The sequence below is a fragment of the Neobacillus drentensis genome (genome assembly GCF_036965245.1).
Taxonomy (GTDB): domain Bacteria; phylum Bacillota; class Bacilli; order Bacillales; family Cytobacillaceae; genus Neobacillus; species Neobacillus drentensis_G.
On record NZ_JBALPG010000037.1, the window covers coordinates 1,623 to 25,627 of the forward strand.

The 24,005-nt window shown below is 34.1% G+C and carries 24 protein-coding genes and 1 riboswitch; of the genes, 16 read left to right on the forward strand and 8 right to left on the reverse strand.

Annotated elements, in window-relative coordinates; all coding sequences use genetic code 11:
* Positions 1 to 13 precede the first annotated feature (13 nt).
* Complete coding sequence (locus V7150_RS09210; RefSeq protein WP_335516602.1) at positions 14 to 328, reverse strand: hypothetical protein; 315 nt, start codon at positions 326 to 328, stop codon at positions 14 to 16.
* 283 nt (positions 329 to 611) lie between these two features.
* Here V7150_RS09210 and V7150_RS09215 point away from each other — a divergent pair, with 283 nt between their 5' ends.
* Positions 612 to 1,496: a PhzF family phenazine biosynthesis protein gene (locus V7150_RS09215; protein ID WP_335516605.1), complete on the forward strand. Its 885-nt coding sequence runs from the start codon at positions 612 to 614 to the stop codon at positions 1,494 to 1,496.
* 212 nt (positions 1,497 to 1,708) lie between these two features.
* Here V7150_RS09215 and V7150_RS09220 read toward each other — a convergent pair whose 3' ends face one another.
* The 3 genes from V7150_RS09220 to V7150_RS09230 are packed head-to-tail and all read right to left on the reverse strand — an operon-like array spanning position 1,709 to position 3,072.
* The gene (locus V7150_RS09220; RefSeq protein WP_335516608.1) at positions 1,709 to 2,053 is read right to left on the reverse strand and encodes a hypothetical protein; all 345 of its coding nucleotides are present in this window, start codon (positions 2,051 to 2,053) and stop codon (positions 1,709 to 1,711) included.
* Positions 2,054 to 2,108: 55 nt separating this feature from the next.
* Positions 2,109 to 2,378 carry a hypothetical protein gene (locus V7150_RS09225; RefSeq protein WP_335516610.1) on the reverse strand — a complete coding sequence of 90 codons (270 nt, stop codon included), beginning with the start codon at positions 2,376 to 2,378 and terminating at the stop codon, positions 2,109 to 2,111.
* Positions 2,356 to 3,072, reverse strand: a complete 717-nt coding sequence (locus V7150_RS09230) for a GntR family transcriptional regulator (RefSeq protein ID WP_335516612.1) — start codon at positions 3,070 to 3,072, stop codon at positions 2,356 to 2,358. The genes V7150_RS09225 and V7150_RS09230 overlap by 23 nt, the downstream gene beginning before the upstream one ends.
* 148 nt (positions 3,073 to 3,220) lie before the next feature.
* Between V7150_RS09230 and V7150_RS09235 the strand changes: the two genes are divergently transcribed.
* From V7150_RS09235 to V7150_RS09260, 6 genes are all read left to right on the forward strand, one after another.
* Positions 3,221 to 3,640 (forward strand): PTS sugar transporter subunit IIA, encoded by a 420-nt coding sequence (locus V7150_RS09235; protein ID WP_335516615.1) that lies wholly within the window; start codon positions 3,221 to 3,223, stop codon positions 3,638 to 3,640.
* Positions 3,641 to 3,656: 16 nt separating this feature from the next.
* Positions 3,657 to 4,406 (forward strand): BtpA/SgcQ family protein, encoded by a 750-nt coding sequence (locus tag V7150_RS09240; protein ID WP_335516617.1) that lies wholly within the window; start codon positions 3,657 to 3,659, stop codon positions 4,404 to 4,406.
* The gene (locus V7150_RS09245) at positions 4,399 to 4,869 is read left to right on the forward strand and encodes a PTS sugar transporter subunit IIB (protein ID WP_335516621.1); all 471 of its coding nucleotides are present in this window, start codon (positions 4,399 to 4,401) and stop codon (positions 4,867 to 4,869) included. Before V7150_RS09240 ends, V7150_RS09245 begins: the two co-directional genes overlap by 8 nt.
* Before the next feature lie 16 nt (positions 4,870 to 4,885).
* Complete coding sequence (locus V7150_RS09250) at positions 4,886 to 5,659, forward strand: PTS mannose/fructose/sorbose/N-acetylgalactosamine transporter subunit IIC (RefSeq protein ID WP_335516624.1); 774 nt, start codon at positions 4,886 to 4,888, stop codon at positions 5,657 to 5,659.
* Positions 5,649 to 6,470: a PTS system mannose/fructose/sorbose family transporter subunit IID gene (locus V7150_RS09255; protein ID WP_335516627.1), complete on the forward strand. Its 822-nt coding sequence runs from the start codon at positions 5,649 to 5,651 to the stop codon at positions 6,468 to 6,470. The genes V7150_RS09250 and V7150_RS09255 overlap by 11 nt, the downstream gene beginning before the upstream one ends.
* A 386-nt stretch (positions 6,471 to 6,856) precedes the next feature.
* Positions 6,857 to 7,024, forward strand: a complete 168-nt coding sequence (locus V7150_RS09260) for a hypothetical protein (RefSeq protein ID WP_335516629.1) — start codon at positions 6,857 to 6,859, stop codon at positions 7,022 to 7,024.
* 1,248 nt (positions 7,025 to 8,272) lie between these two features.
* Here the strand turns inward: V7150_RS09260 and V7150_RS09265 are convergent.
* Positions 8,273 to 9,139 carry a reverse transcriptase-like protein gene (locus V7150_RS09265; protein WP_335516632.1) on the reverse strand — a complete coding sequence of 289 codons (867 nt, stop codon included), beginning with the start codon at positions 9,137 to 9,139 and terminating at the stop codon, positions 8,273 to 8,275.
* A 226-nt stretch (positions 9,140 to 9,365) separates the two neighbouring features.
* On the reverse strand, positions 9,366 to 10,157 hold the full coding sequence (locus tag V7150_RS09270; RefSeq protein ID WP_335516638.1) for a hypothetical protein: 792 nt from the start codon (positions 10,155 to 10,157) through the stop codon (positions 9,366 to 9,368).
* Positions 10,158 to 10,704: 547 nt separating this feature from the next.
* Between V7150_RS09270 and V7150_RS09275 the strand changes: the two genes are divergently transcribed.
* The 4 genes from V7150_RS09275 (at position 10,705) to V7150_RS09290 (ending at position 19,475) form a co-directional block, all read left to right on the forward strand.
* Positions 10,705 to 12,678, forward strand: coding sequence for a PrsW family glutamic-type intramembrane protease (locus V7150_RS09275; RefSeq protein ID WP_335516640.1), 1,974 nt, complete (start codon positions 10,705 to 10,707; stop codon positions 12,676 to 12,678).
* A gap of 74 nt (positions 12,679 to 12,752) precedes the next feature.
* Entirely contained in the window at positions 12,753 to 13,451 is a 699-nt protein-coding gene (locus V7150_RS09280; protein WP_335516643.1) for a hypothetical protein, read from the forward strand.
* A 387-nt stretch (positions 13,452 to 13,838) separates the two neighbouring features.
* Positions 13,839 to 14,315, forward strand: coding sequence for a DinB family protein (locus tag V7150_RS09285; RefSeq protein ID WP_335516646.1), 477 nt, complete (start codon positions 13,839 to 13,841; stop codon positions 14,313 to 14,315).
* Positions 14,316 to 15,287: 972 nt separating this feature from the next.
* Positions 15,288 to 19,475 (forward strand): S8 family serine peptidase, encoded by a 4,188-nt coding sequence (locus tag V7150_RS09290; protein ID WP_335516649.1) that lies wholly within the window; start codon positions 15,288 to 15,290, stop codon positions 19,473 to 19,475.
* 459 nt (positions 19,476 to 19,934) lie between these two features.
* On the opposite strand, the gene V7150_RS09295 is transcribed toward V7150_RS09290, so the two are convergent.
* Positions 19,935 to 20,147 carry a spore germination protein gene (locus tag V7150_RS09295; RefSeq protein ID WP_335516652.1) on the reverse strand — a complete coding sequence of 71 codons (213 nt, stop codon included), beginning with the start codon at positions 20,145 to 20,147 and terminating at the stop codon, positions 19,935 to 19,937.
* A 280-nt stretch (positions 20,148 to 20,427) separates the two neighbouring features.
* Between V7150_RS09295 and V7150_RS09300 the strand changes: the two genes are divergently transcribed.
* The 3 genes from V7150_RS09300 to V7150_RS09310 all read left to right on the forward strand — a co-directional run bounded on the left by V7150_RS09300 (position 20,428) and on the right by V7150_RS09310 (position 22,323).
* Entirely contained in the window at positions 20,428 to 20,766 is a 339-nt protein-coding gene (locus V7150_RS09300; RefSeq protein WP_335516654.1) for a hypothetical protein, read from the forward strand.
* Positions 20,767 to 21,031: 265 nt separating this feature from the next.
* Positions 21,032 to 21,379, forward strand: a complete 348-nt coding sequence (locus tag V7150_RS09305) for a VOC family protein (protein ID WP_335516697.1) — start codon at positions 21,032 to 21,034, stop codon at positions 21,377 to 21,379.
* 455 nt (positions 21,380 to 21,834) lie between these two features.
* Positions 21,835 to 22,323: a prolyl-tRNA synthetase associated domain-containing protein gene (locus V7150_RS09310; protein WP_335516657.1), complete on the forward strand. Its 489-nt coding sequence runs from the start codon at positions 21,835 to 21,837 to the stop codon at positions 22,321 to 22,323.
* A gap of 284 nt (positions 22,324 to 22,607) precedes the next feature.
* Here V7150_RS09310 and V7150_RS09315 read toward each other — a convergent pair whose 3' ends face one another.
* Entirely contained in the window at positions 22,608 to 22,886 is a 279-nt protein-coding gene (locus V7150_RS09315; protein WP_335516661.1) for an HU family DNA-binding protein, read from the reverse strand.
* 207 nt (positions 22,887 to 23,093) lie between these two features.
* Positions 23,094 to 23,178, forward strand: a riboswitch (cyclic di-GMP riboswitch).
* A gap of 123 nt (positions 23,179 to 23,301) precedes the next feature.
* Here V7150_RS09315 and V7150_RS09320 point away from each other — a divergent pair.
* Complete coding sequence (locus V7150_RS09320) at positions 23,302 to 23,526, forward strand: hypothetical protein (RefSeq protein WP_335516663.1); 225 nt, start codon at positions 23,302 to 23,304, stop codon at positions 23,524 to 23,526.
* A 128-nt stretch (positions 23,527 to 23,654) separates the two neighbouring features.
* The gene (locus tag V7150_RS09325; protein WP_335516666.1) at positions 23,655 to 23,879 is read left to right on the forward strand and encodes a DUF2187 family protein; all 225 of its coding nucleotides are present in this window, start codon (positions 23,655 to 23,657) and stop codon (positions 23,877 to 23,879) included.
* The last annotated feature ends 126 nt before the right edge of the window (positions 23,880 to 24,005 follow it).

Consider the following 24,005-nt stretch of genomic DNA (forward strand, 5'->3'; position numbering starts at 1 on the left):
TCAGTACATTTCTTCACAAAGTAAACGTTTGATAAGTATTTTTAATCGTTTTGTAAGGTCTTGGCGACGGAATTAAGGTTAAATGTTTTACTAATTCCTCATATTCTTCTTCGTCAATCTGAAATGCTTCCCACTCTCCAGCACGAGGATAAATACCTTTTAAAAACATTCGATTAAGTGTATCAATTGAAGGGATAACCTTGTCAAAATCTGAACTCAAAAGCATTCCCGTATCGATTATTAATTCAGAAATCGTTCCTTTCTTTGATACAAATTTGCTTTTTGCACCATACGCTTCAGGAAATAAATCATATTCAATAGTTCTCACTTTTTACAATCCTTTCTAAAAGAATCCTAATTCCATTAATAATTGATAGCAAGTTTTTTTATCCTTCTTGAACTGACCGTTAGTACAACAAAAAAGGGATCGCTGCAGCAACCCCATCACAATCAAGCAAATATTTTAGAACGCCCCCAAAACGAAAATTTTATAATCTTACTAGTACACGCAAGTTTAGAAAATTCTTTACAAGAATTTAGACCATTAAAATAGGAATTAGTTTATATTAAAATTAGTTACATGAATTGAATATTGGAGGTATAGAATTAAGTTGGAAAAAGAATTTATGGTAATCAATAGCTTTTCTGGTGAAAATTTAATTGGAAATCCCGCTGCTGTTTTTTTTGATCCCAGTGGTTTAGATAATAATACTTTGCAAAACATCGCTAAACAGATAAACCTTGTAGAGACAGTATTTGTCTATCCCTCTTATAATGCGGATTTTCTATTTCGTTATTTTACTCCTAATAAAGAAGTATCGCTTGCTGGACATCCAACAATAGCAGCATTTATGGCACTAGTAAATTCCAAAAAGATTGATCCCAGTAAAAAGAAAATATATCAAATTGAAACTCAAAATGGAATACGTGAAGTTGTTATTGAAAATGTTAGAAATCAAGTGCTTGTAAAAATGAAGCAAAGCTCTCCTAAGTTCATTTCACCAATAATAAACAAAAAGACAATCGTCAATACTTTGGGAATTAATGAAGCAGATATTGCTTTCAATCTTCCAATTCAAACAATTGATTTAGGTGTGAAATATTTAGTGATAGCAGTAAATTCTTTGAGTGCATTAATGTCAGTTAAACGTGATGTTCAATTGTTACAAGAGTTGTGTGAGAATTTGGGTGTTCGTGAAGTACAAATATTCACATTTGATACTTATGGAGAGGATTTTGATTTCCACACTAGAAATCTGTGCCCCAGGGAAGGTATGGAAGATCCTGCTTGTGGAATGGGGAACGCTGCTGTTGGAGCATATCTTGCCAATAATTATTATAATAAAGAAAAGTGTATTCACCTTCGAGCCGAGCAAGGTACGATTGTAAAAATGCCTTGTTTAATAGAATTGTTTATATCTAAAAATGAAAAAGATATAGAACTTTATATAGGTGGTACTGGTAAAAAAGTGGTTGAGGGTAAGTTCTTTATTTAATTTATAGTAGGGACATTAATCTAAGATGAATTTATATCTATAATTCCCAAAAAGCGCTATTCTTTTTGTAGAAAATATATATATAAAGGATGGCGTTTTTGTATGCCAATGTCTGTATCTGACGAATTACAACTATTTGCCCAAGAAATTCAAAACTTTTTATCCCCAAATATCTAAACTATATGGTTCTTCAAGTAACCTGCCCATTTAGTTTAAGTACAAACATTCACATTCTTTCTTCCAAATCTAATAAAAATTACATATAATCTTTTAAGGCAAAACAAAACCCTCAAAATAGAGGGGCTAAAAAGGTAAATATCGCTTTCTGCAAATTCTCTTCTAAGTTCTTGTTCTTCTAAATCTATCACTTTTTTAGTTATATCCTGTTCTCCATTGACAATGACTTTTTCTAACTCTACATGGTAAGACATTTCCTTTTGTATTTGCCACCAAAATTCTAAAGCAATTTGTTCAACCTTTTTTCCGCGTAAGTAAAAAGTATTTCCTTGTGTAAGTTTACTATCGCCCTTGAAATGTATTTGAATTGATACCTTCATTTATTATTGTGCTTTCTTTCGATCTAGTGGTGCTTTTTATTTTTCCTAATAGTCCTTAAACGCTAAAAAATAATGATAAAACTGTTAATACAGACCATAAAGCAGTTAAAGTATTACGTAATAACCATGCTTTAGATTTGGACTTCTCATTAGGAACAGGTATTTGTTCACCATAATAATCGTAGCAGTCATATCCATACGTAACTTTCCAATTTTGATCTGTCCAGTTATCTTTTAAGTGGTCGATGCTAATCTCGATAAAATGAATAGCTTCCTTATTCAGAATGAGTTTCTTTTTTTCACTACTTTTTATATTGAACGGCATAAACATATTTAGATGTTAAAATATATTGTTTATTGATATAGACTAATTCATGTTTTGAATTGTAAACATGTTGCGTTACTTCTAATATAGGCATCCCTACTGAACAATTTAACAATTCAGCAATTTCTTTCGTTGAAAAGATAATTTGAAAATAATCTTCGAAAATTTGTAATTTAGTGTGTAGTTCTCTTTCTAATTGCTCTAAAAGAGAATCTTGTAAATTTGTTAAAAAAGTATAGTTGGTTGGTAAATAATCAATTTCTAAAATGCAAGGTGTTTCATCTACTTTTCGCACTCTTTTTATTAAAATTATTTCGTTCTTTCTATCTTTTAATTCAGCAAAAAGTTCATTATGCACCGCTTCATTGTGAAAAGCAATGATTTCTGTCGAAGGAATTCTACCCATTTTTTTACATGTTTCAGTAAAACTTCCACCGGTTAGGACATTTTCTGTGTGAACAACATTATTTACGAATGTCCCTTTTCCTCGTTTTTTAATCAAAATATCTTGATCCTCAAGTCTTTGTAGCACGCTCCTTACAGTTACACGACTAACATTATATGTTTTTCCGAGTTGTGCCTCAGAAGGAATCTTTTCTCCGGGTTTATATTCACCCTCTTGAATTTTTTTTTGAAGAATTGCATAAAGTTGCTCTTGTAAAGTGATAGCATTCAATTGATTTAAGTTTTCCATTCCAATTCCCACCTTGATATCATTGTTATTCAAAAGATTTCATTATAGATGAAAAAGTTGATATTAAAGCATTGACAGCACCGCTAATATTGTATTAACCTATATTTAAATAATACAACATAATACAAGTTTAGGGAAGGTGTTAAAGATGGAGCGCAAAATTGTGATTGCTTCACATGGAAATTATTCGCAGGGTTTAGCACATGCCGGCAATATGATATGTGGAGATCTTCCTTATGAATTGGAAGCGTTTACCTTACTTCCAGGAATGTCTGCGGATGATTTTGTAAAGAAACTTGAAAAAGAAATATTATCAGATGTGAGTGAAGAAAAAGAATATGTTATTTTGACGGATTTGTTTGGTGCTAGTGTTTGTAGTGCGATGTGCCAATTATTGAAATATGAAAATGTAAAGGTTTTCGCTGGTACGAATTTAAATTTATTGTTGATGGTTTGTATCGAGTATACACAAAAAATTGGAGAGAAAGAAGCACATGAAATTGTTGAAAAGGCACGAGAAGGTATACGATATGTTCAATTAAGTCCTTTGATCGAAGAAGAATTTTAATTAACTGGAGGCAATTATGAGAGATCGAAATTTTTTAGATATGTTCCAACAGAAAAAGGTTATCTTTGGCATGCTACATTTGAAAGGAACCTCAGAGAAAGATGTAATGGAAAGATTGAAGAGGGAACTAGACGTTTATGTAAATAATGGATTAGATGCTGTCATTATTGAAAACTATTTTGGTACTTATAAAAATTTAGAACAAGGATTGCAATATATTGAAAAATGCAAATTACCTATTCCTTATGGTGTAAATTGTTTAAATGTCGATCAAATGGGATTTGAATTAGCCAAAGGATATGAAGCAAATTTTGTACAGTTAGACTCTGTTGTAGGGCATGTACAACCTAGAGATGAAGAAACTTTAGACGCTTTCTTTACTAAATGGTATCAAGATTATCCAGGATATATTTTAGGAGGAGTACGTTTTAAATATCAACCGGTACTATCGAAAAATACGGTAGAACAAGATTTAATCATTGCTCAAGACCGTTGTGATGCGATTTGTGTTACAGGAGAAGCAACTGGACAAGAAACTTCAACGGAGAAAATTATTCAATTCAGAAATACTTTGGGGAGCTTTCCACTCATTATTGGTGCAGGTGTAACCCCTGAAAACATGAAAGAACAGTTTAAATATGCAGACGGCGCAATTATCGGCAGTTATTTTAAAGAAAAACATGTAGCAGAAGAAGATGTGTCAATTGAAAATGTCAAAGCAGTAGTAGAAACAGTAAGCAATATACGGAGGGGTTTTAATGATTAAGTTAGTGAGAGTAGATCATCGATTATTACATGGACAAGTCGCATTTTCATGGACAAAAGTATTAGGAACAGATTGTATTTTGATTGCCAATGACGCAGTTGCGAAAGATTCTTTACGCATGGCAGCTTTACGCATGGCAAAACCCGAGGGAATAAGATTGGTAATGAAGAGTATAGAGGATTCTATAACATCTTTAAATAGTGGGGTAACAGACAAATATAAATTATTGATTATTGTAGAATCTGTAGAAGATGCGTATCGATTATCTGAAAAAGTAGATGTAATAAAAATGATTAATTTAGGAGGGGCAAAATTAATAGAAAATAGACGACAAATTTCTAAAGCTTTTTCAGTTTCTGATAAGGACTGTGAGTTACTACGTAAAATGAATGATAAAGGAATCCGATTGGAAATTCAAATGGTGCCTGATGAGCCAGCTAAAGATGTGATGAATTTAATATAAAAAGGAGACGAGTGGCATGTTAACACAATCATTGCTTATCTTTTTATTGGCAATTTTAGGTTATTTAAACAGTTTTTTCGGTAGTAGTATGATTTCTCGACCAATTGTAATGGGAATGTTAGTGGGGCTTGTTTTAGGAGATTTGACAACAGGTATTAAAGTAGGGGCTTCATTAGAGTTGGTTTGGTTAGGTGCGATGGCTATAGGAGCAAGTAACCCACCAGATATGGTTTCGGGATCTATTATCGGAACATCGTATGTGATTGTAACACACTCTAGTATAGCAACAGCAGTGGCATTAGCTGTTCCAATTTCTATGTTAATGCAAATGTTATGGAATTTATTAATGATTGTTTGGGTTCCGTTATTGGCTGCAAAAGCAGACAAATATGCCAATGAAGCGAATTATAGAGGAATTGATCGCATGCATTACATAGCTGTTTTTAGTCAGGCAATATTGTTAGCTGGTTTGACTTCTGCCGGATTCTTTTTAGGTTCAAAAGCTATTCAATCTTTTGTAAATATAATACCTAGTTTTGTTAATTCGGGTCTAAATTATGCAATGGGGATTATTCCGGCGATTGGGTTTGCATTATTAGTTAGGATGATTGTGAACAAAAAGACGGCTTGTTTCTTATTTTTAGGATTTTTATTAGTAGCATATTTAAAATTAAGTGTCCTTGGCATAACAGCATTTGCTTGTGTATTAACCGCTATTTTGCTGTTCAATACAGGACATTCATCTTTAAATAATCAAGTTCAGGAGGTTATTGATGATAATGAATTCTAATTCAGAAAAGTTAACGAAAAAAGAAATACGTCAAGTCTTTTGGCGTTCTTGTCAATTAGATTCTTCTTGGAATTTTGAACGCCAACAGAATTTAGGATATTCTTATGCAATGGTGCCAGTTATTAAACGTTTGTTTAAGAATGATTCGAGAAAAGCAAAAGCTGCATTAAAAAGAAGTCTTGATTTTATGGCGATTACTCCGCAATTATCATCATTATTAATGGGGATTAATGCAGCGATGGAAGAAGAAAACGCAAATAATCCAGAATTTGATGATTCCGCCATTACAGCAGTGAAAACATCGCTAATGGGACCACTAGCAGGAATTGGCGATTCATTAATTGTCGGAACGTTACGGATTATTGCAACTGGAGTAGCTATTGGATTTGCATCAAAAGGAAATATAATCGGTCCGATTTTATTCTTGTTATTATACAACGTGCCAGGTTTTTTACTTCGTTATTATGGTTTAAATTTTGGTTATAAATATGGGGCTTATTTTATTACAAATGCCGAAAAAACAGGCATTATGGATAAAGTCACATATGCGGCGAGTGTTGTTGGTTTGACAGCAATAGGAGGTATGATTGCAAGTTATGTTCAATTAGATTTATCCGGAATTAAGATAGGTAGTGGGAAATTTGCGGAACCATTGACGAAATACTTGGATATGATTATGCCGGGACTCGTCCCTTTAGCTGTATTTGGAATAATGTATTGGTTGATTGGTAAGAAAATAAAAACGTCAAATTTGTTGTTAGGCAGTGTCTTTGTATGTATTTTTATTAGTTTTTTGGTTAGTCTATTTTAAATAAAAAACCCTAGAGTAGTATTATCCTCTTTAAGTAGATAGTATAAAAACCCATCAATTCATGATGAAATACAGATACGCACTGACCTAAAAAAATGAGACAAATAAAAACACCTTATGTTGAAAAATGGGTATGAAACCCATAATTACAATATGGAGGTGTTTTTTCTATGTCTAGAGCGAATAAACAATACCAAATGATTTGAAATTAAAAGCTGTCCAAGTATACTTAGCTAGAGAAGGTAGTTATCAAAAGATTGCGGAGGATCTGGCATTAATCCCATCTTTAAGTATATTTAGTTCATATTTTTTTGAATTGTTCACTAGTTTTATAATTTTACAAATTCCGTATGGCATAATTAACCAATCTGAGAGGAGGCTTATGAATGATCGGAGATACATTTTTTTCTATTATTCCAATCATAACAATCATCTTTTACATAGCCCCAATTGCATTTATTATTTGGTTTTTGGTAAAGTTGTTAAAAATACAACAGGAAAAAAATAAAATACTAAAGCCGATTGCTGACAAAATAGATAAGCTAAATATTTAGACGAAATAACCGTCTTTTTTTATGTCGTCTTTTGTATCAATTGCGAAGTTAATAAACAACTTCTTCTTCAACTATTCTGCCCGTTAGTAAGCTGAGAAGGAGATCCCCTAGCCTTGCAAGGCTGAATCCTAAATTAAAACAAGAAGCCGAAAAAAGCTTCTCTTCTTAAAGTTGCCCAAAAACCAAAACCAAAACCAATTTGTGTAGGGAGCATTGACAGTTTCGTTCATATCAGTACATTTCTTCACAATATCTATAATTAATGTAACATAAGTATAATAATGAAATTAATTCTTACATAAAAAAGTATATTAATTATTGCTGTTACAGAAGTTTCTGTATCGTTACTTTTTTATATGCGATTTACTACACCAAAAACGCATTTATATTAAGAAAATCGCCTATATTTCAATAAAAAAGGTGCATATAAATCAATTGTGATTTGAGGTCCCTTTTCTTATGTTTTTTATAAACTTGTACTCGAAAACAGAACCCGCTATCTCTCGACATTCTTTTTTAGCGTTTGGGTGTAAAAAGTGTTTATGGAAGCAGGTTGAAGGCATCTTTAATCAAACGTTTGAGTAGTGTTGGAAAAAAGGGTAATGAGTAGAAACATGTAGGTCCAATCGAATGGAATCATTTTCTGGGGAATATTGTTTTATTTTCTGGCGAAGTCTTACTGATATAGCGACAAAATACTTTCTTACCAGATTGATATAATCCCTTTATAGCAGTGTTTACAGAGATTTTAACCAAACGATTGGTTAGTATTTTGTATGTGGAAAGTAGTCGACATTGGTATTTTCAGAGGGAACAAATCATTAGTTATGAATAGGATCCATTTTGCATACATCTTTCAACAAATTTTTTCTGCACTTGAAAAAGTAAAGCTTAATTTAAAAGCGTTTTTAGCAGATTTAATCAAACGTTTGATTTGTGGAGAAATCGCTAGAAATTTGCCTAATTATTCCTGAATTTGTCATAGGGGAGTTATCCCCAAAAAGGCTAATGAATGCATAAGAAATGCAAGACAAGGCTACATCGATAGAACTGATTACGTTCTAGATATTACCGTAGATGTAGCCTTGAAGGCAGCTGAATTAAGACCCTGGTACAAAAACATTGGAAGGGAATTAAAGCATGCTTAGTAGAAAAAAGTGTTAGTTAGCACTTCTAATAGTTTTTAATCAAACGATTAGTTAGTTTAGTATAATTGGTCGATGTTTGTTTAATTAAAATTTCTATTATTTATTCAATCTCTAATTGTTTAAAAAGTCCTGTTTTATATTCTCTGCTTAAAGTATGAGCTTTTTTATATAGCAAATTCTTTTTCCCATTGTTTAGTTCGCCTACAAATTTAACCACAACTTTCCCCTTCATTTCAGTCCACAACAGATTGAACTCTATTAAATAGTTCTTAACCGGTCCTTCATAAATGTTCGGATCAATAGTGATTCCTTTAGTCCACGATTCTTGGTCTGTGACGATAATGGCTTTGTTAAGCTTTTTCTTTTTCATCATTTTTAATGCGTCCAGTATTGCAAGGAGTTCACATACAATGGGTTTTGTCGTTTTAATTTTCCTAACATTGGATACACCGGTAACTGTATCCCTATTTTCAACCAGCAGCAATCCAGTCCCCACAGTAGAATTGGTAAAATTATAAGAACCATCAACGATCATAATGGGAACTTCCTTTGGAACATCTTTGCATAAAGGAGTTAGATATTTTTTCTTTAGGTCACCAGTAGACGACGTTTCTTTCGCTGTGGTTTCAGAACCTCTCCGATAATAATCCAAGATATCCTGCATGTTGAAAAAATTCTTTTCTCCGACTCTTTCAAGAGGCAGCCCTTTTTTACACTGAGACATGAAGATTTCTTTTGTTATTCGCAACGTTGTCAGAACGATATCTTCTGATACATATTCTTCTAATGTTCGCCCTTTTTTATCTACAAATTCTCTCTCTAACCGTTCTTGTGATGGCTGATAGGACTCTAGCCATTTCAATACCTCACTTTCTAAAAACCTATATTCACTGCCTATCAAATAGTGAGGCATTCCATCCTTTAAATATGCATTCAATTGAGCTTTTGTTTCTTTTATTTTTCCCATTAATTCGCTCCTTAATAGTAAAGGAGTCGGGGATTTCCGTTGTGTATTTTTGATCACTCTCACCCACGTTCTCTACTTATGTTGATTTACATAAATTATACTATCTTAGTAAATGGAATTAAACCAAAAAATGGGAAGTTTGGTATCGGTTAACTCTTTTTCGGATATTGCTGACATTTATATAATTTAAAGAATAGTGCATCCAAATTTAACCCCTGACCATACTCTATTCAATGTCCAATTCAAACTTCTCATAGAGAGCTATGTAAAAGCGTTCGCAAAATTTATTGTCTGAGATTCCATAAAAATAGGCGAATGGATTTTTGATGTTTTTGTTGAACTTTAGCTTCCGAATGAGCTGCTTAAAGGATTGGATGGCGACTTCTAGGATTACATCCGGATCATTTTCCAAAAGATTACGATAGGCAGTGATTTGTGCCGTTCTCCAATACTCTTCAATCGTCCTTGCTTCAGGAAAGAAATACTTTACCAGCTGGACAAAAGGCTGTGGAACACGATCACTTACATAAGTGTAATCTAGTTCAGACGGCTCTTCTTTACGTTTTTTTATCTTTTGATCTTTTTCAGTTTTTAAAAGATTAGTAGTTTCTTTAGGGTGGTTCATCGTTTCTTCTTTAGGTGGTTCACTAACGGGAAAACGATTAAATACATTAAGATTGCTGGATTGGGAGCCGTTTTCTCGTTCTGTTTCATAGACGGTAATGACTCCTAAGTCTTTTGCTTTGAGGATCATTCGTTTAAAGGTAGAGCGTGAAATGCCGTTATCGTTGTATTCTTTGTGAATCGCTTTTAACAGGGTTCCGATTTTGGCATTGCACACGCCAGGGATTTTTGCCGCAAAGCGGACGAGTCTTTTTAAACCGACTAATTCTCCTTTTGAAAAATCATGCTTGTGTTCTAGTAACCACATTTCCATATGGGTATTAAATTCTTTAAGACTTGTAAATTGCGAAAACTGTTCAAATACTTCAATGCAGTCAGATTTTATATTCATCATTTTTAAGCCACCCTTTCTCGCTATGTTCATGGCCGGCCAATCGTGAATCTAAGCTCACGTTTCCGGCACTTCTACGATATCGGGTTTGGCTAAGAGAATCGAATCTCTCAATTTCACTTTTGGAGCCGTTTTTTAGCTCAAACACATCATTTTTGCGCTCAAAATTGAAATTTGGAAGCGATTTTTGCATTTTGAGGCAGTTTTTATAGAAAATAGAAGTGTTTTACCTAATTGTTGAGAAAACGCTATTTCCAGAAAATGGTTTGATTTCGGAAAATTGAAAGTCTAATTTCTCGGTATCTTTTAGTGAGAAATTAGGCTTTTTTACCTTTCAATATCCTTAACGTTGTAAATGCTGAATGTTGGAGGTACGCCTATAAAGGATTATCCATGGAAAATCGATTTGAATTTGGAAAATTAGACCTATTCAAAAAAATGGTATTATAAGTTATAGTATGTAACCGTAAGCAATGAAACCAGTATTAACCATTCGCCTGGAATCTAAGAATAGAACGCTCTTCTAAACTCGTGCATCGGAGTGAGACGAATGACAAGCAGGGTGGAAAACATTAGATTAACATTAAGGACGAAGCTGGAGTCCTTTTATCATCTTTGGAAAGAATGGATCCGTAAACATCCGTCGCTTTTTCGTATTTATGCCATTTTCTCTTGGATTTCTTTGATTGCCTTCGTTCTCAGTTTGATTTTCATGGAAGACTCACGAAAAATACTCGTGCAATTTTTTTGGTCGTATTATGTGATTTTACAATTTTGGCTTTTATGCCGAAGTAAAACGCTATCATGGAAACAGTATACCTATTTCTTTCTTGCTGGAGCATGGATGATCGTGCCGCTGAATTCAGTTTTAGTAGGTTCGATTACCGCGGTTTTCGGCAGCGAGGCTTCTGATGTATGGAGCCAAGCTGTTTTAACACCAATTGCTGAAGAAGTGTTGAAATTGATCCCCCTTGGTGTCTATCTTTTTTTGTCACGCCGTGCCTCATCCTTAAGTTTATCCGATTTTGCCCTTATTGGAGCTGCATCGGGAGCCGGTTTTCAATTTTTAGAGGAAACAACCCGCCGTTTAATAACTGGAGATCATTATGGAGTTAGCTTTCTTGCAGGGAAAGTGCTTCATTGGGACTTGTTCACATTGTTTCCGGGGTATTTTGAGGAAAGTTTTTTGCCCGATAAAATGTCCGCTGGGCATTCGTTGCTCACCGCAATGGTTGCATTGGGAATCGGGTTAGCTGTAAGATATCAAAATCGATTTAAGCATTATACCTTCATTTTTCCCTTCTTCCTTTTGGTTTGTTCCATTTTAGATCATGCCATTTGGAACGCCGGCTATCATACTCCGAAATGGCTCGCTGGAATACATAGTTTGTTTGGAAGCGGCTATGCCTCAAAACCAGTATTTTTGCTGATGCTTGTTGCTGCTTTACTCATCGATTATTGGCAATTGAACCAAATGAAGGAGAAAATTCCGAAACTTGAAGGCGAAAAAAACATTAATCCTGTAACCGAATTATGGACCTTGTCTATTTCTCTCATAAATGATAGACAGCGGTTTGGTTCTTTACTCTACTTCTACCGTGAACGAAGAGAACTTGGTTTTACATTGATATATGGAAATGCAGAAGCAAAGAAACGTTTGCCTGTGCTAATGGCAAACGTTCAGAAGTATCATCAAGCGTTAACTTTAATTGCAGCAGCGGTCTTATTTTTTGTACTTGTCCTCGTCAATTGGGAAAGTTCATATGGTGGCATGGATGCTTGTTTTGCCTGTTTATTTGATAATCTACAAAACTGGTGGGACAGCTTGTCCGGATGGGAGAAAGGAATCATTATTGCTGGAGCTTTTGCCTTGTCGGTGCCTTTTCTAGGAGTTTGGTCGGCCATCGGCGCCGTTTCTGCCGGGGTTGGCTTTGCAGCCAGCGGCCAACAGATCGCAGACATGATACGGAATCCAAGAAAATTACTTACACCTGAATATGCAGCTGCAACTATCTTTACTTTGGGAATAAGTCGTTTTCCATTCGGTAAGATGGCTGCAGCAAAAGTATTAAAAACTGCAAAAGGATTAACAAGGCATGAAATAACGACTGACGCAGGGCTAACTTATCGAACAATCCACGGAGCTAATGGAGAACTACGATCCGTTTTCGCAAAAATCGAACGGCATCATATTAAAAAGGGAACAAGCACAAATGAAGCTTCTAGGGATTATGCAAGAGCACTTGGAAGACAGAATGACGATGCTGGTCATGGAATTGGTTCCCAACTTGGTGGTCTTGGTTCAAAGAATTCCGGGAATATTTTCCCGCAAAACCTGTCTGTTAACAGAGGGAGATTCAGTCAATTTGAAAAAATGATAGCAAAAGAAGTTAAAGCGGGGAAAACTGTTTTTGTTCGCGTCGTACCTAAATATGCTGCTGTCGGTTCCACAAGACCATATGAGGTTCTATATCAAGTAAGGATCAATGGAGAAACGATCTCGAGGATTTTTCCAAACCCATAATGATCAGAATGATTAGTTTTAGCAGGCGATATAAGATAAACTAGATTTAATACTGAAACGGGAGATGAAAGGAAATGGAGTCTAGTTATATATTAAAGGTGGACCCATCCAATCAGCAACAAAACGAAAGCGATCGATCATTTATAGGAGGCTATCCTTCCATACCGGCTTCAATGGAAATACCGGTCTGCCAATTATGCGGTGCCAAGCAAACCTTCTTTTTTCAAGCAGCATTTCCAGAAAGCCATATATGGCATGATTTATCAATGGCTGTGTTTGCGTGCACTTCTTGTGCTCATGAAGAGTATCTTATCCCGGAAATGCTTCAAGATACCCTGCCAGGTGTAGATATCCCACAAGGCTTTCTTGCATCCTACCAGCGGAACTTTAAAATCAATATATTTAAAACAAAAGAAGGTATAATGAGAAAGGATTACCAAGAAAAAGTTCAATTTAAACGATGGAATCTTACACCTGTTTCTGAAAATGCCATCAGTGAAAATAAAATAGGGGGACAACCGAACTGGTTACTGGAAGATGAATCACCCGCTTCCTACGATTCTACAGTTCCGATGTTTTTTTTGATGCAACTTATGGAGGATTTTAAATTCGATATCGTACCTGATGCTCCCCCGCAAATAGTAATTAGCTTAAGAGGTAAACCAGAGCCTTCGAAACATCGTTATTACGAACTTTTCATTGCCAACCAATTATATTTTTTTGGAACGAATGACCGCTCAGAACCGCTCGTTTATATTCTTACACAGGTATAAAGCCGTTTAAGCAAAAGACAATTAGGATACTAGTGAAAAAAAGAGGATATATATCGGGTAAGTCCGAGATATTGATAGAGGATGTTATCAGGGAAAATAGAATATAAATAATATATTTTATAAGGGGGGATATTGTTGTCAATTTTATCGAAAAGACAATCCCCTAGCGCATGAAGGCTTTGAAAGAAAATGATTGAAAGCAGGGTAGTGGTGGGGGCAGTCCCCCACTAGTTTATTTATTTTTGGTAAAAAATAGTCAACCAGAAATATTTGGCTGACCTTATAATACGAACGTGGCGGGTTAGTTGAAGAAAAAATAAAAGGATATATACCTAAAAACAAGAATATATTTTAATAAGCAGCTACTCGGAAATAGGAGGTATTGAATTGGAAGAATTAATTAAGGAGTACGCCTTAGGATACGCAATGCTTCGGGAAGCCCTCGAAGGATTGACCGAGGAGGAGCTTCGTTACAAGCCCGCACCGGACAAATGGAGTATTCATCAAATCCTCATACATGTGACGGATTCCGAGATCTCTTCCTCATCTCGTCTAAAAAAAGTCTTGGCGGAGGAGGAGCCAATTCTGATTTCATTTGACCAGAACGCATGGGCGAATAATTTGGGGTATGATTTGTTGGACCGTGAACAGTATCTGCTTCTGTTCAAACTGCTGCGTTCCAGTATGCAGCCTATTCTGGACAATCTAACTAGTGAACAAAGCAAGCGAGTGGGAGTGTATGTTGATCAGGAGCGGTTCACATTTAAGCAATTGCTGGAATACCGCGTCCAGCATGTCCGTGACCACCTTGCTCAAATTGAACGGGTAAAGAAGGCATATCAAGAGAACCAAGTGACCTATTAAACTACCATGTAAGATCGATTTTTTCTTACATTTTCTGTGGTGAAGCCCTGCTTCGGAGAGCTAACTTGTGCATTACTGTAACAGCACGATGCTCTTATCTTCTTTAGCTATCGGGCAGTATAGTTAAAAGAATGGTCTTTTACTCTTATTCAACAACCGGGCCAGATTGTGAAATAAATAATTATTGGTTTTACATTAAGCAAGGTGAATCGTATCACAAATAGTGGTAAAACAGAGAGTGGAAGTATTATTAAATAGGGATGTATTAAAAATACTAAATTGCTGCTTCAGAAACTGAATTATATTTATAAATGTAAATAAACCTTCTATACCGTTCAAAATCAACCCTATAGATCTCCTTTACTTTTGAAGGTATCGTTGTATTCAAATAACAAGTATAGTTTTTCCTATATTAAAACATAATTTTCTCTATAAGTACTAAACGATACTTTCCCCTAAAGTATAACTGAACCAGCTTAATGGTCTTTAATAGGTAGGATGTTGGACTTTGAATTTCCTATAAAAGTGGTAAGTTTCGTCAAATTTTATGAAGATCCTCCTAATTAATAAGAAAAAATCCAAATTTAGTTCAATTAGCTTCGGATTTATGTGTGTTTTTAAACCATTTCCCCCAATTTCTATTTAATTTATCCCTTCAAAAAAATCCAAAATATGACGTATTTAACTATAAAATACCTAGTGAATAAGTGGTTATTCTTCAAAAAAATGAACAAACGACAAAAATCTTCAAAATCACTAATTGATAAAATAAGTCTTTTGAACCAAAAATTTAACCGCCATTCCCCCAATTCACAAAATTCATACTATTCTCCATAATTGGAAGTACATAAGTAATCTGTAATGGAATCGTATGATAGAAAAGGAAGACTATTAATAATTAATTTCTTTCCGATTCATAGTACCTAAATCCAGAACACTTACATTTGGAATAAATAGACATGGGGGAAGAAAATGAGGAAAAAGGCAAAAAAAAATCGCAAAATTATTAAAAGTTTGGCTGTATTTACTCTTTCAACTAGTTTTATTTTAAGTTCTCTAGGACATGTATCGAATGTTTCAGCGGTTAGTTCTACGAGTACGGAAACTTTGCTTGCTAATTTAACTGAGGAACAGCGAGCTGCTTTGAATAAAATGACTACAAATGAAACATCCGGTTTACAAATTTCTTCAGATATTGATTTAAATTCTACGAAACAAACATCAGTTATTATTGAGTTTGTAAATAAGCCAGCGAAAGTTGCACAAATTGTTGCGAGTGTAGAAGGGCAGCAATTATCTGAAACAGATGCATCCGATTTAGTTAATCAAGATCATAAGACATTTAAATCAGATGCTCAACAAATCTTAATAGATGAAAATAATAAGAAGGTAGATTATAAGATTTCAAATTCATATAAAAACGCTTTTAATGGTGTATCTATGAGTCTGCCAGCTAATCAAATTAAAAATCTATTAAAATCAAAAGCAGTTAAGACAGTGTGGAGTGATGAAACATTTAAAATAGAGCCTCCTGTAAGCGATGACGAACAATTAAAATCTGATGAGGCAAAAGTTGGAAGTTATACTCCTTATGATGCTTTAGATCGTTTACATGCAGAAGGATTTACAGGAAAAGGAATAAAAGTAGGTATTTTAGATACTGGTATCGATTATAACCACCCTGACTTAAAGGATGCATATAAAGGTGGACATGATTTCGTCGATAATGATAACGATCCAATGGAAACAACGTATGAAGATTGGAAGAAATCAAGTAAACCAGAACTTAATGGTTCAGTGACTTATTATACAGAACATGGTACACATGTTGCTGGAATTATCGGTGGTCGTGGTGCAGCGAATAGTGAATACAAAACTGTAGGTGCGGCACCAGAAGCAGATCTTTATGCATATCGAGTACTTGGACCATATGGTAGCGGAACAACTGATGCCATTCTTGCAGGTATCGATAAAGCTGTAAAAGATGGTATGGATGTTATTAATATGTCATTAGGAGCTGCTATTAATGACCCACTTTTTGCGACTTCAATTGCTGTAAACAATGCTGTTTTAAATGGTGTAACGACAGTTGTTGCGGCTGGAAATAGTGGAGATAGAAACTATACATTAGGTTCACCTGGAGCGGCTGCATTAGCTCTAACAGTTGGTGCATCAACAATTTCACTTGACGTATATCAATACGCAGGTGTACAAAATGGGAATAATTACTCATTAAGACAATTAGCAAGAAATTATTCAGACGATCTTACTCAATTAAAAGGGAAAACATTCCAACTTGTGGATGTTGGACTAGCTATGACAGCAGCTGATTTTAATGGCAAGGATTTAAATGGGAAATTTGCTTTCATTAAACGTGGATCGAATGCATTAATTGATAAAATCAAAAATGCAAAAGCAAGAGGTGCAGTCGGTGTACTTATGTATAACGACGAAGCAAACCAAGCAGAAGGAGCGATTCAGTCATTCATAGGTGAGTCAGTTGATGCTGTACCAGCATTTTCAGTATCAAACAGTGAAGGATCAGCAATCTTGTCAGCAATTAAAGCAGGAAATGCAAGCTTCACGTTCGGAGATTATACAAAAATAAAAACAGCTAGTGATGAATTAGCTGGGTTCAGTTCAAGAGGTCCTTCACGTGTAAATTATGATATTAAGCCAGAGGTAACTGCACCTGGTGTTGCAATCATGTCAACTGTTCCATTTTATATTAACAATAAAAACGTAGATGGAACGCATACGGAAGATTATCAATATGCATACCAACGCTTATCAGGTACATCGATGGCAACACCATATGTAGCTGGAGTATCTGCATTATTATTACAATCTAACAAAGATTTACAACCAGCTGATATCAAATCAATTTTAATGAATACAGCAGATCCTTTATCAAAGGATTACAGTGTATTTGAAATTGGTAGCGGACGAGTTGATGCGTATGAAGCAATTCACTCCAATGTTGAATTACAAGTAGTTGATCAAACTCCAATACTTAATAATAAAGGTAAACAAAAAACGATTAAAGAATTAACAGGAGGCATTAGCTTCGGTTCATACGGATTCGATGATCAAGATATTACTGATGACCGTACCGTTACATTGAAAAATAGAAGTGAAAAATCAAAAACATTTAACGTAAATGTTAAGTTCCAAACAGGATTAAGAGGATCGAAGGATGCAGCATTAAATAGAGTTACATTAACTGGACCAACTTCAGTTAAATTAAATGGAAATAGCTCAAAAAATATTAAATTTAATTTAAATATTCCCAAGACAGCTGAAAAAGGAACATATGAAGGATATATCGTCTTTACAAATGCTGCTGATCCAACAGAAACTTACCAAATTCCATTTGGTGGAAGAGTAGTAAATGAAGGAATTGATACCCTTGATATTGCTAATCCAATGTATTCTGGAGATACAGCTTGGCCAGAACAAGCAGCGCCAAGCATGTCATTTGAGTTTTCAGAAAAATCGCATATGAAATACCTTGATGTGGTAGTTCAAGATGCAACAACCGGTAAAGATATTGGATACCTGGGAACTTTCGATGGAAGAGGGGTAGAAGAAAACACAGTTTACGGAATTACAAATGGATTTACAGGAGCATATTTCCCGTTCACTGGTGATCCGAAAAATCCAATCGGCAATTCAATTGTAATGGCGAAAACAGGACACTATAAATTAAGAATAATTGGAACAAATGATCAAGGGAAAACTTTCTCTAAATCAGCAGATTTCATGTATGAAAAGGGCGTACCAACCATGACTTCAACCTTTGATTCATTAGATCAAAAGGTTATTGAATATAAAGATAGCCAATTCGATTCAAACGGACAATTCTTATACGACTTTAATATTAATTTAAAGGATCCTGAGACTGAGGAAGCAAAACAATTTGGTTTACCAGTGGACCAATCAAGTAATAAAATTGTTGCACAATATGATAGTCCGTATTTTTACCCACCTGTTAACACTGATAAAAATGGAGATTATCATGATCAAATTCTAGTTAAAAAGAGAACGACTCCTTTAAAAGTACAGTTTTATGGAATGGATGCGTCTAGAAACTTCACTTCGGATCCTACCGCAATGTTAAGGGTAGCTTTTGTTTCTGAATCTTATCCATACTATTACTTAAAAGCTAATAAAAAAACTGCTTCAACTGGAGATACAATCAATTATTCACTTCGTTCAAATAATATTAAAAACTTAAAAACAGCGAAGATTACAATTCCGGTATTAATGGTAGATGGCAAAGACTTAGCTGCAATTAAAAATGTTGTTGTAAGTGATGCGGTGAAGCAATACGGAGATGCAAACGTAACTGTATCATCTACAACTGATGCAGGAATAAAGACAACTTATACAATTACGTTTAACTATTTAGGTAACAAACCTTTACCTGAAGATCTGCAACTAGTTAATTTCGATTTAGTATCAGCTAATCGTTATTGGAAAAACTTCCCTGCAGACTGGTATGGTATGGAATTTACTGGATCGACAACTGACCAATCAAATGTTGTTACAAATAACGTTTATACTTATATGGAAGCATTGAATTTAAAACAAACTTTCACTAGATTAGAGGGTACAATGAAATTAGAAGGAACGATTGATCCTGCTACTAACCAAACGAATTGGGCTTTAAATCAACAAAACATTGGTGCAAAAGTAACTGTTACTTCCTATGATGGAAATGTTATAGATACTAACTTTACAAACAAAAACGGTGGTTACGTTGCAGAAGCATTGAAACCTGATGCTAAACCATATACTATAAAAGTTGATGTACCAGGCCATTTTACAATGACTAAGTCTTTAGTGGTGTCAGATGAAGTTCGAGGAGAACAACTTGGCAGAAGATTAGGCTATAACTTAGTAGAAGCGAAAGCTGGAGATGTAAATAAAGATAATGTAATTGATATTTTAGATGCTATTGAGATCCAAAAAAATTGGGGAACAAATACAGTGGGTGCTGATTTGAACTTTGATGGAGTAGTGGATAAAAAAGACATGAATTTTGTTGTTAAGAATTTTGGATTACAAGATCCTTCAGTATTAGATGCACCTAAAGCAAAGAATACTTATAAAGGTATAACGTTAGATGATGTTTTAACTAAATTAGGTTTAAAGTAATCTAGTAAGAAAGGGAAGCCATTTATTGGTTTCTCTTTTTTTGTTAAAGGCTGTTTTCGTATATATTTATGTTCTTTAGGGTGAATGTAAATAGATAAATAGAATTTGTTCAAAGGGGCTTTTTACATGAATGATATCTTAAGAGACAAAGCGAAATTTTCTTTAAAAAAATAACAAAAACTGTTTTAATCTTTAAAAGTTAAACTTTATCCTGATTCGGCAAGACCGATTGAAACAACATACAGGTAAGTCCTTAAGTTTTTAATATTTTACGATGTTTTATAATGTTATGACTCAAATATTTAAATAAGAAACATTACAGACACTTGTTGCAATGCAACTGGGTGACAGGCATCATTCAAAGGGTTTAGTTTAAATCCTGTTTTTCTTTAAAGAAGGGAGGGATTGCTAAAATGACAGAATGGAGAAAGGTGAGGATCGGGCTCTCTTTCTTTTTAGCTAGGAATCTTTGACTATATTTTTAATTTTTCCGAGATTAATACTTTTGCTTGAGATAATGCAGCCATCACCAAAATTAAAATTGCCGCCGATTATGGAACTATTGGCAGTATGACTGTTTTGAACGGTACCACCAAAATTAATGTTTGCGTTTTTAGAAACAGAATTAACTTTGAAGTTATTAATATTGATCGAGCAGGCCAATTCAATCACCGTCCTTACTCCATTCTATTTTTAAGAAAAGGCTTATGATTGTCCAAGTACCTAGCATTAGCTGAAAAAAACTTAAGGGGGTCAGAATAAAGGGCTCGCTGCCTCTTCAGCAATTAGTCTCCCATCAGCCCTTTCAAGTAAGAAACAGACGACCCGTCCTCATGGGAAATACTTTAGATTTGAGCTTCCTTCAAAGCTCATACCAAGTTGGTATGCTTGCAGGAGCATTAATTATAGGAGTATTAACGATTAAGAAAAAAAGGGGTTAGCTATACTATTATTGATAAGTACATTAGGTATATTACTTACGTTTCTAGGGCAAATAGAAAAAATTAGGCAGGGGGTGCTTTTATTAATTCTAATGGGTTCTCTTTCATCTTTTATTAATGTGATGTTAGTAACTTCTATACAAGAAAAAAGTCAGAAAGATAAAATTGGAAGGGTTATGAGTCTTGTAAGTGCATTCTCTTGGTTGGTTCCTTTATCTTATGGCTTCGTTTCTGTAGCTCTGGTTTTAAATTTTGGTATATCGCATATAATGATGATCTGTGGTATAGGGATTACTATAATATCTTTTGTATTTCTTGCAAAATCGAAAGTTATTAAAGAGGAAATATAGTACCTGACCTTTTATATTAAGTTATGTGGGGCTTTGATCTGCTGCTTTTTTGTTAGATTACAGTGGCGACATTTCTGTAATAAATGATATGAGTTTTGTATTTCCCGCTAAGTTTGTGAATACATGTACATAAACAATAGGGGACTTTACTTCAATAAGGGGTATCTTTTTCTTATTCAAGTAACGTAGCAGGTGAAAGAAGGAATTCGCTTTCAAAACTAGAATTTAAATTAATAACTAATGGGATAGGAAGGAGATTCTTATGATAATAAAGGGTTTTGGAGGAATCTTTTGGAGGACTAAAAATCTAGAGGATATAAAAAAATGGTACAGTAAAGTCCTAAAAATTGAAATTGAAAATTGGAATGGTACCATTATTACACCACAATCAGGCAATGAAACTATCTTTTCCTTCTTTTCTGAAAATGACCGCTATTTTCCAACAGAACAACAAGTGATGTTAAACTTTCAAGTTGAAAATTTGGATTACAGTATCAAACATCTAGAAAAAATGGGTGTTCCCCTTGTTATGGAAAAGACGATTAATGAATTTGGAAAGTTTATTTGGATTGAAGACCCAGTGGGAAGACGTATAGAGCTTTGGGAGAAGTAATAGGATAATAATAAATTTTGTTGTTGAACTATAGGGTGCAAGAGTTAAAGAAGGGACCACTGTGGCGTTCCCTTTTTCTTGTTCCACTAAAGTTGCAGGATTGTGCAAGAAAAGTCGTCCTTTAAAGAGGGAATATAAAATTTTGTCACTGCCACATTTGAAAAACTATGGTATTTTTTATTCAATACATGCTCCTTTTGCATTTGCGTTCTAATTTTATCTTAAATTTCTCTGTGATTTTAGCATCATTTTTTTACCAATACCCCATTTCTTTCAACATAAGTCAGTTGCCTCTTTAACCGGTGATTGGTGAACTAATATCCCATCACCACTATAGAATCTTTCTCCAATTAACTCATTAGTTTCGCTTTACGTATAGTTTCTTTGGTAAAATATTATTAAGAAATATTAATGTTCAGAAAATTATATACAAGAAAATTGGAGGTCTTTTCTTTATGGAACAATATCAGAATGTATATGATGTCTTAAATAAAATGAATATTCCATATGAAGTTGTTGAACATCCTCCTGCTTTGACAACAGAAGAAGCAGACAGCTATATTGTTGGTAAAGAAGGTGTACGTACTAAAACACTTTTTCTTTGTAATAAAAAAAAGACTACATACTATTTAGTAATTATGGATGATGCAAAGCGACTTGATATGGAGCACCTTGCGGAAATTCTTAATGAAAAACGTATAAGCTTTTGTTCACCGGAAAGATTGATGAAAAAAATGGCATTACCTCCTGGTGTTGTTTCCATTTTTGGATTGCTAAACAATGATGAGCACGACATAAAAGTCTACTTAGATAAAGAGATGCTCACTGAAAAATTTATGAGTTTTCATGCTAATGACAACACTAAGACTATTTTTATTTCTACAGAGGATATGTATAAATTCATAACAACAATAGGTTATGAATACTCTATTGTGGAACTTTAAAAATATGTTTGACACTATTTGTAGCCATTGTATATTTAAGAGCTGAAACACAGCTTCTTTTCTTATATCACTACGTGGCAGCATTCCTTCAATGAATAAATTGATTTATTTAAGCAAAGTCAATCAAGTTTGTGAATAAAAGTACTTAAACGGGTGCTTTAATCGAACAACATAGTAGATTATTGGCTGCATATAATAAGAGTCATTGCTTAAATATTAACTATGTAGAGCAAAATAAAAAAGTGATGTATGAATCATCACTTTTTTGTATGTAGTAGAGTATCTTATTTACCAGCCACAGCATCCTTTAATTGCTTTCCAGGCTTAAATGCAGGTACTTTTCCACCTTGGATTTCAATTTCTTCGCCAGTTTGTGGGTTACGCCCCTTACGAGCTGCACGTTCCCGAACCTCAAAGTTCCCGAAACCAATTAGTTGAACTTTATCTCCATTTTTTAATGCTTCCAAAATAGTATTAAAAACCGCATCGACAGCTTTACCAGCATCTTTCTGAGTAAGTTCGGAATTTTGAGCCACTTGACTAACAAGATCTGTTTTATTCATTGATATCACTCCTTTAAATTACACTGAGCCCTAATAGGGACGTACCTCAGTTGTACCATATCGTACATAAGTTCGCAAGCTTTAAATGTTACTTGTATGTGAGAATCTTTACTTAAATTTTACACAACTTATCTCCTAATTTTTTTGTAAAAATTTGACGAAAACCATTGAAATATTCCTGGTTAGATTTTACTATTAAGGTATAAAAATTGAAAAAGGCAAACTTTTCGAAAGAAAAGGACGCAAAGCCACGAGTCTAAAGTCTTATGACTATGATAGTCGGGTTGCCAAAAAGAACGGATACTAATGTTTGAATTAAACTTCTTAACATGAAGGTTTGTTAGTCCACCTCTTTTTGGAGGCTTTTTTTATTTATTAAAATAAAAACTAAGGGAAGAGTGGGTGTAATGATTAAGTGTTATTTGGTTCAATTGAATATTTTGAAAGAGAAATAATGAGTTTTGCAAAAAGGAAAAGTTTAATAACTTTGTCACCTAATCAAGTTATGGAAATTCACTCCGGAATCAAATATGAATTAATGAATGATTTTATTTGTGATGTAGATTTAAAAAAAGAATGTATAAATAATCTTAACCTTGCAAGTGAAAAACTTATATATAAATATAAGACCCTGTTATGATGAACTATCAGTTATGCCAGGTAAGATAAAATTTTGGAGTTTCTTTTTTCGAAGAATTCATAAATTATTTGAACAAAAATTACCGAGAGTGATCAATTTATTTAATTAATGTAAGTGGAGTGAATAAAATGTCTAAAGTAAAAATACAACAATTAGCAAAAGTGGGAGATTGCATTACTTTTAATAGGAACGATAGGGCTCATGCAGGTATTGTATACAAAGTGAATGAGAATAGCGTCCTTGTGGAGATGTCCAAGGATTCGCAAATCTATCTGGGGTATGAAAATAAAAATACGGTGGTATCTCACATGAATTATACGATCTTACGCAATCAAAAGGTTGTAAATGAGTAAAAAGAATGATCTTGATCAAGAAGTTTCTTGGATTTCTTTACAAAGAGTAAAAAGAACGTGATGTAAGAGAGTGGATGGGTGACAAGAGAAGGGATATTGAACTTAGTTAAGTTTAAACTTGCTTTC

What these genes read in the sequence shown, in the direction of transcription:
- V7150_RS09220 (WP_335516608.1), bottom strand. Translation starts at nt 2,053, where the DNA reads ATGAAGGTATCAATTCAAATACATTTCAAGGGCGATAGTAAACTTACA.
- V7150_RS09225 (WP_335516610.1), bottom strand. Translation starts at nt 2,378, where the DNA reads ATGCCGTTCAATATAAAAAGTAGTGAAAAAAAGAAACTCATTCTGAAT.
- V7150_RS09230 (WP_335516612.1), bottom strand. Translation starts at nt 3,072, where the DNA reads ATGGAAAACTTAAATCAATTGAATGCTATCACTTTACAAGAGCAACTT.
- V7150_RS09235 (WP_335516615.1), top strand. Translation starts at nt 3,221, where the DNA reads ATGGAGCGCAAAATTGTGATTGCTTCACATGGAAATTATTCGCAGGGT.
- V7150_RS09240 (WP_335516617.1), top strand. Translation starts at nt 3,657, where the DNA reads ATGAGAGATCGAAATTTTTTAGATATGTTCCAACAGAAAAAGGTTATC.
- V7150_RS09245 (WP_335516621.1), top strand. Translation starts at nt 4,399, where the DNA reads ATGATTAAGTTAGTGAGAGTAGATCATCGATTATTACATGGACAAGTC.
- V7150_RS09250 (WP_335516624.1), top strand. Translation starts at nt 4,886, where the DNA reads ATGTTAACACAATCATTGCTTATCTTTTTATTGGCAATTTTAGGTTAT.
- V7150_RS09255 (WP_335516627.1), top strand. Translation starts at nt 5,649, where the DNA reads ATGAATTCTAATTCAGAAAAGTTAACGAAAAAAGAAATACGTCAAGTC.
- V7150_RS09260 (WP_335516629.1), top strand. Translation starts at nt 6,857, where the DNA reads ATGATCGGAGATACATTTTTTTCTATTATTCCAATCATAACAATCATC.
- V7150_RS09265 (WP_335516632.1), bottom strand. Translation starts at nt 9,139, where the DNA reads ATGGGAAAAATAAAAGAAACAAAAGCTCAATTGAATGCATATTTAAAG.
- V7150_RS09270 (WP_335516638.1), bottom strand. Translation starts at nt 10,157, where the DNA reads ATGATGAATATAAAATCTGACTGCATTGAAGTATTTGAACAGTTTTCG.
- V7150_RS09275 (WP_335516640.1), top strand. Translation starts at nt 10,705, where the DNA reads ATGACAAGCAGGGTGGAAAACATTAGATTAACATTAAGGACGAAGCTG.
- V7150_RS09280 (WP_335516643.1), top strand. Translation starts at nt 12,753, where the DNA reads ATGGAGTCTAGTTATATATTAAAGGTGGACCCATCCAATCAGCAACAA.
- V7150_RS09290 (WP_335516649.1), top strand. Translation starts at nt 15,288, where the DNA reads ATGAGGAAAAAGGCAAAAAAAAATCGCAAAATTATTAAAAGTTTGGCT.
- V7150_RS09310 (WP_335516657.1), top strand. Translation starts at nt 21,835, where the DNA reads ATGGAACAATATCAGAATGTATATGATGTCTTAAATAAAATGAATATT.
- V7150_RS09315 (WP_335516661.1), bottom strand. Translation starts at nt 22,886, where the DNA reads ATGAATAAAACAGATCTTGTTAGTCAAGTGGCTCAAAATTCCGAACTT.
- V7150_RS09325 (WP_335516666.1), top strand. Translation starts at nt 23,655, where the DNA reads ATGTCTAAAGTAAAAATACAACAATTAGCAAAAGTGGGAGATTGCATT.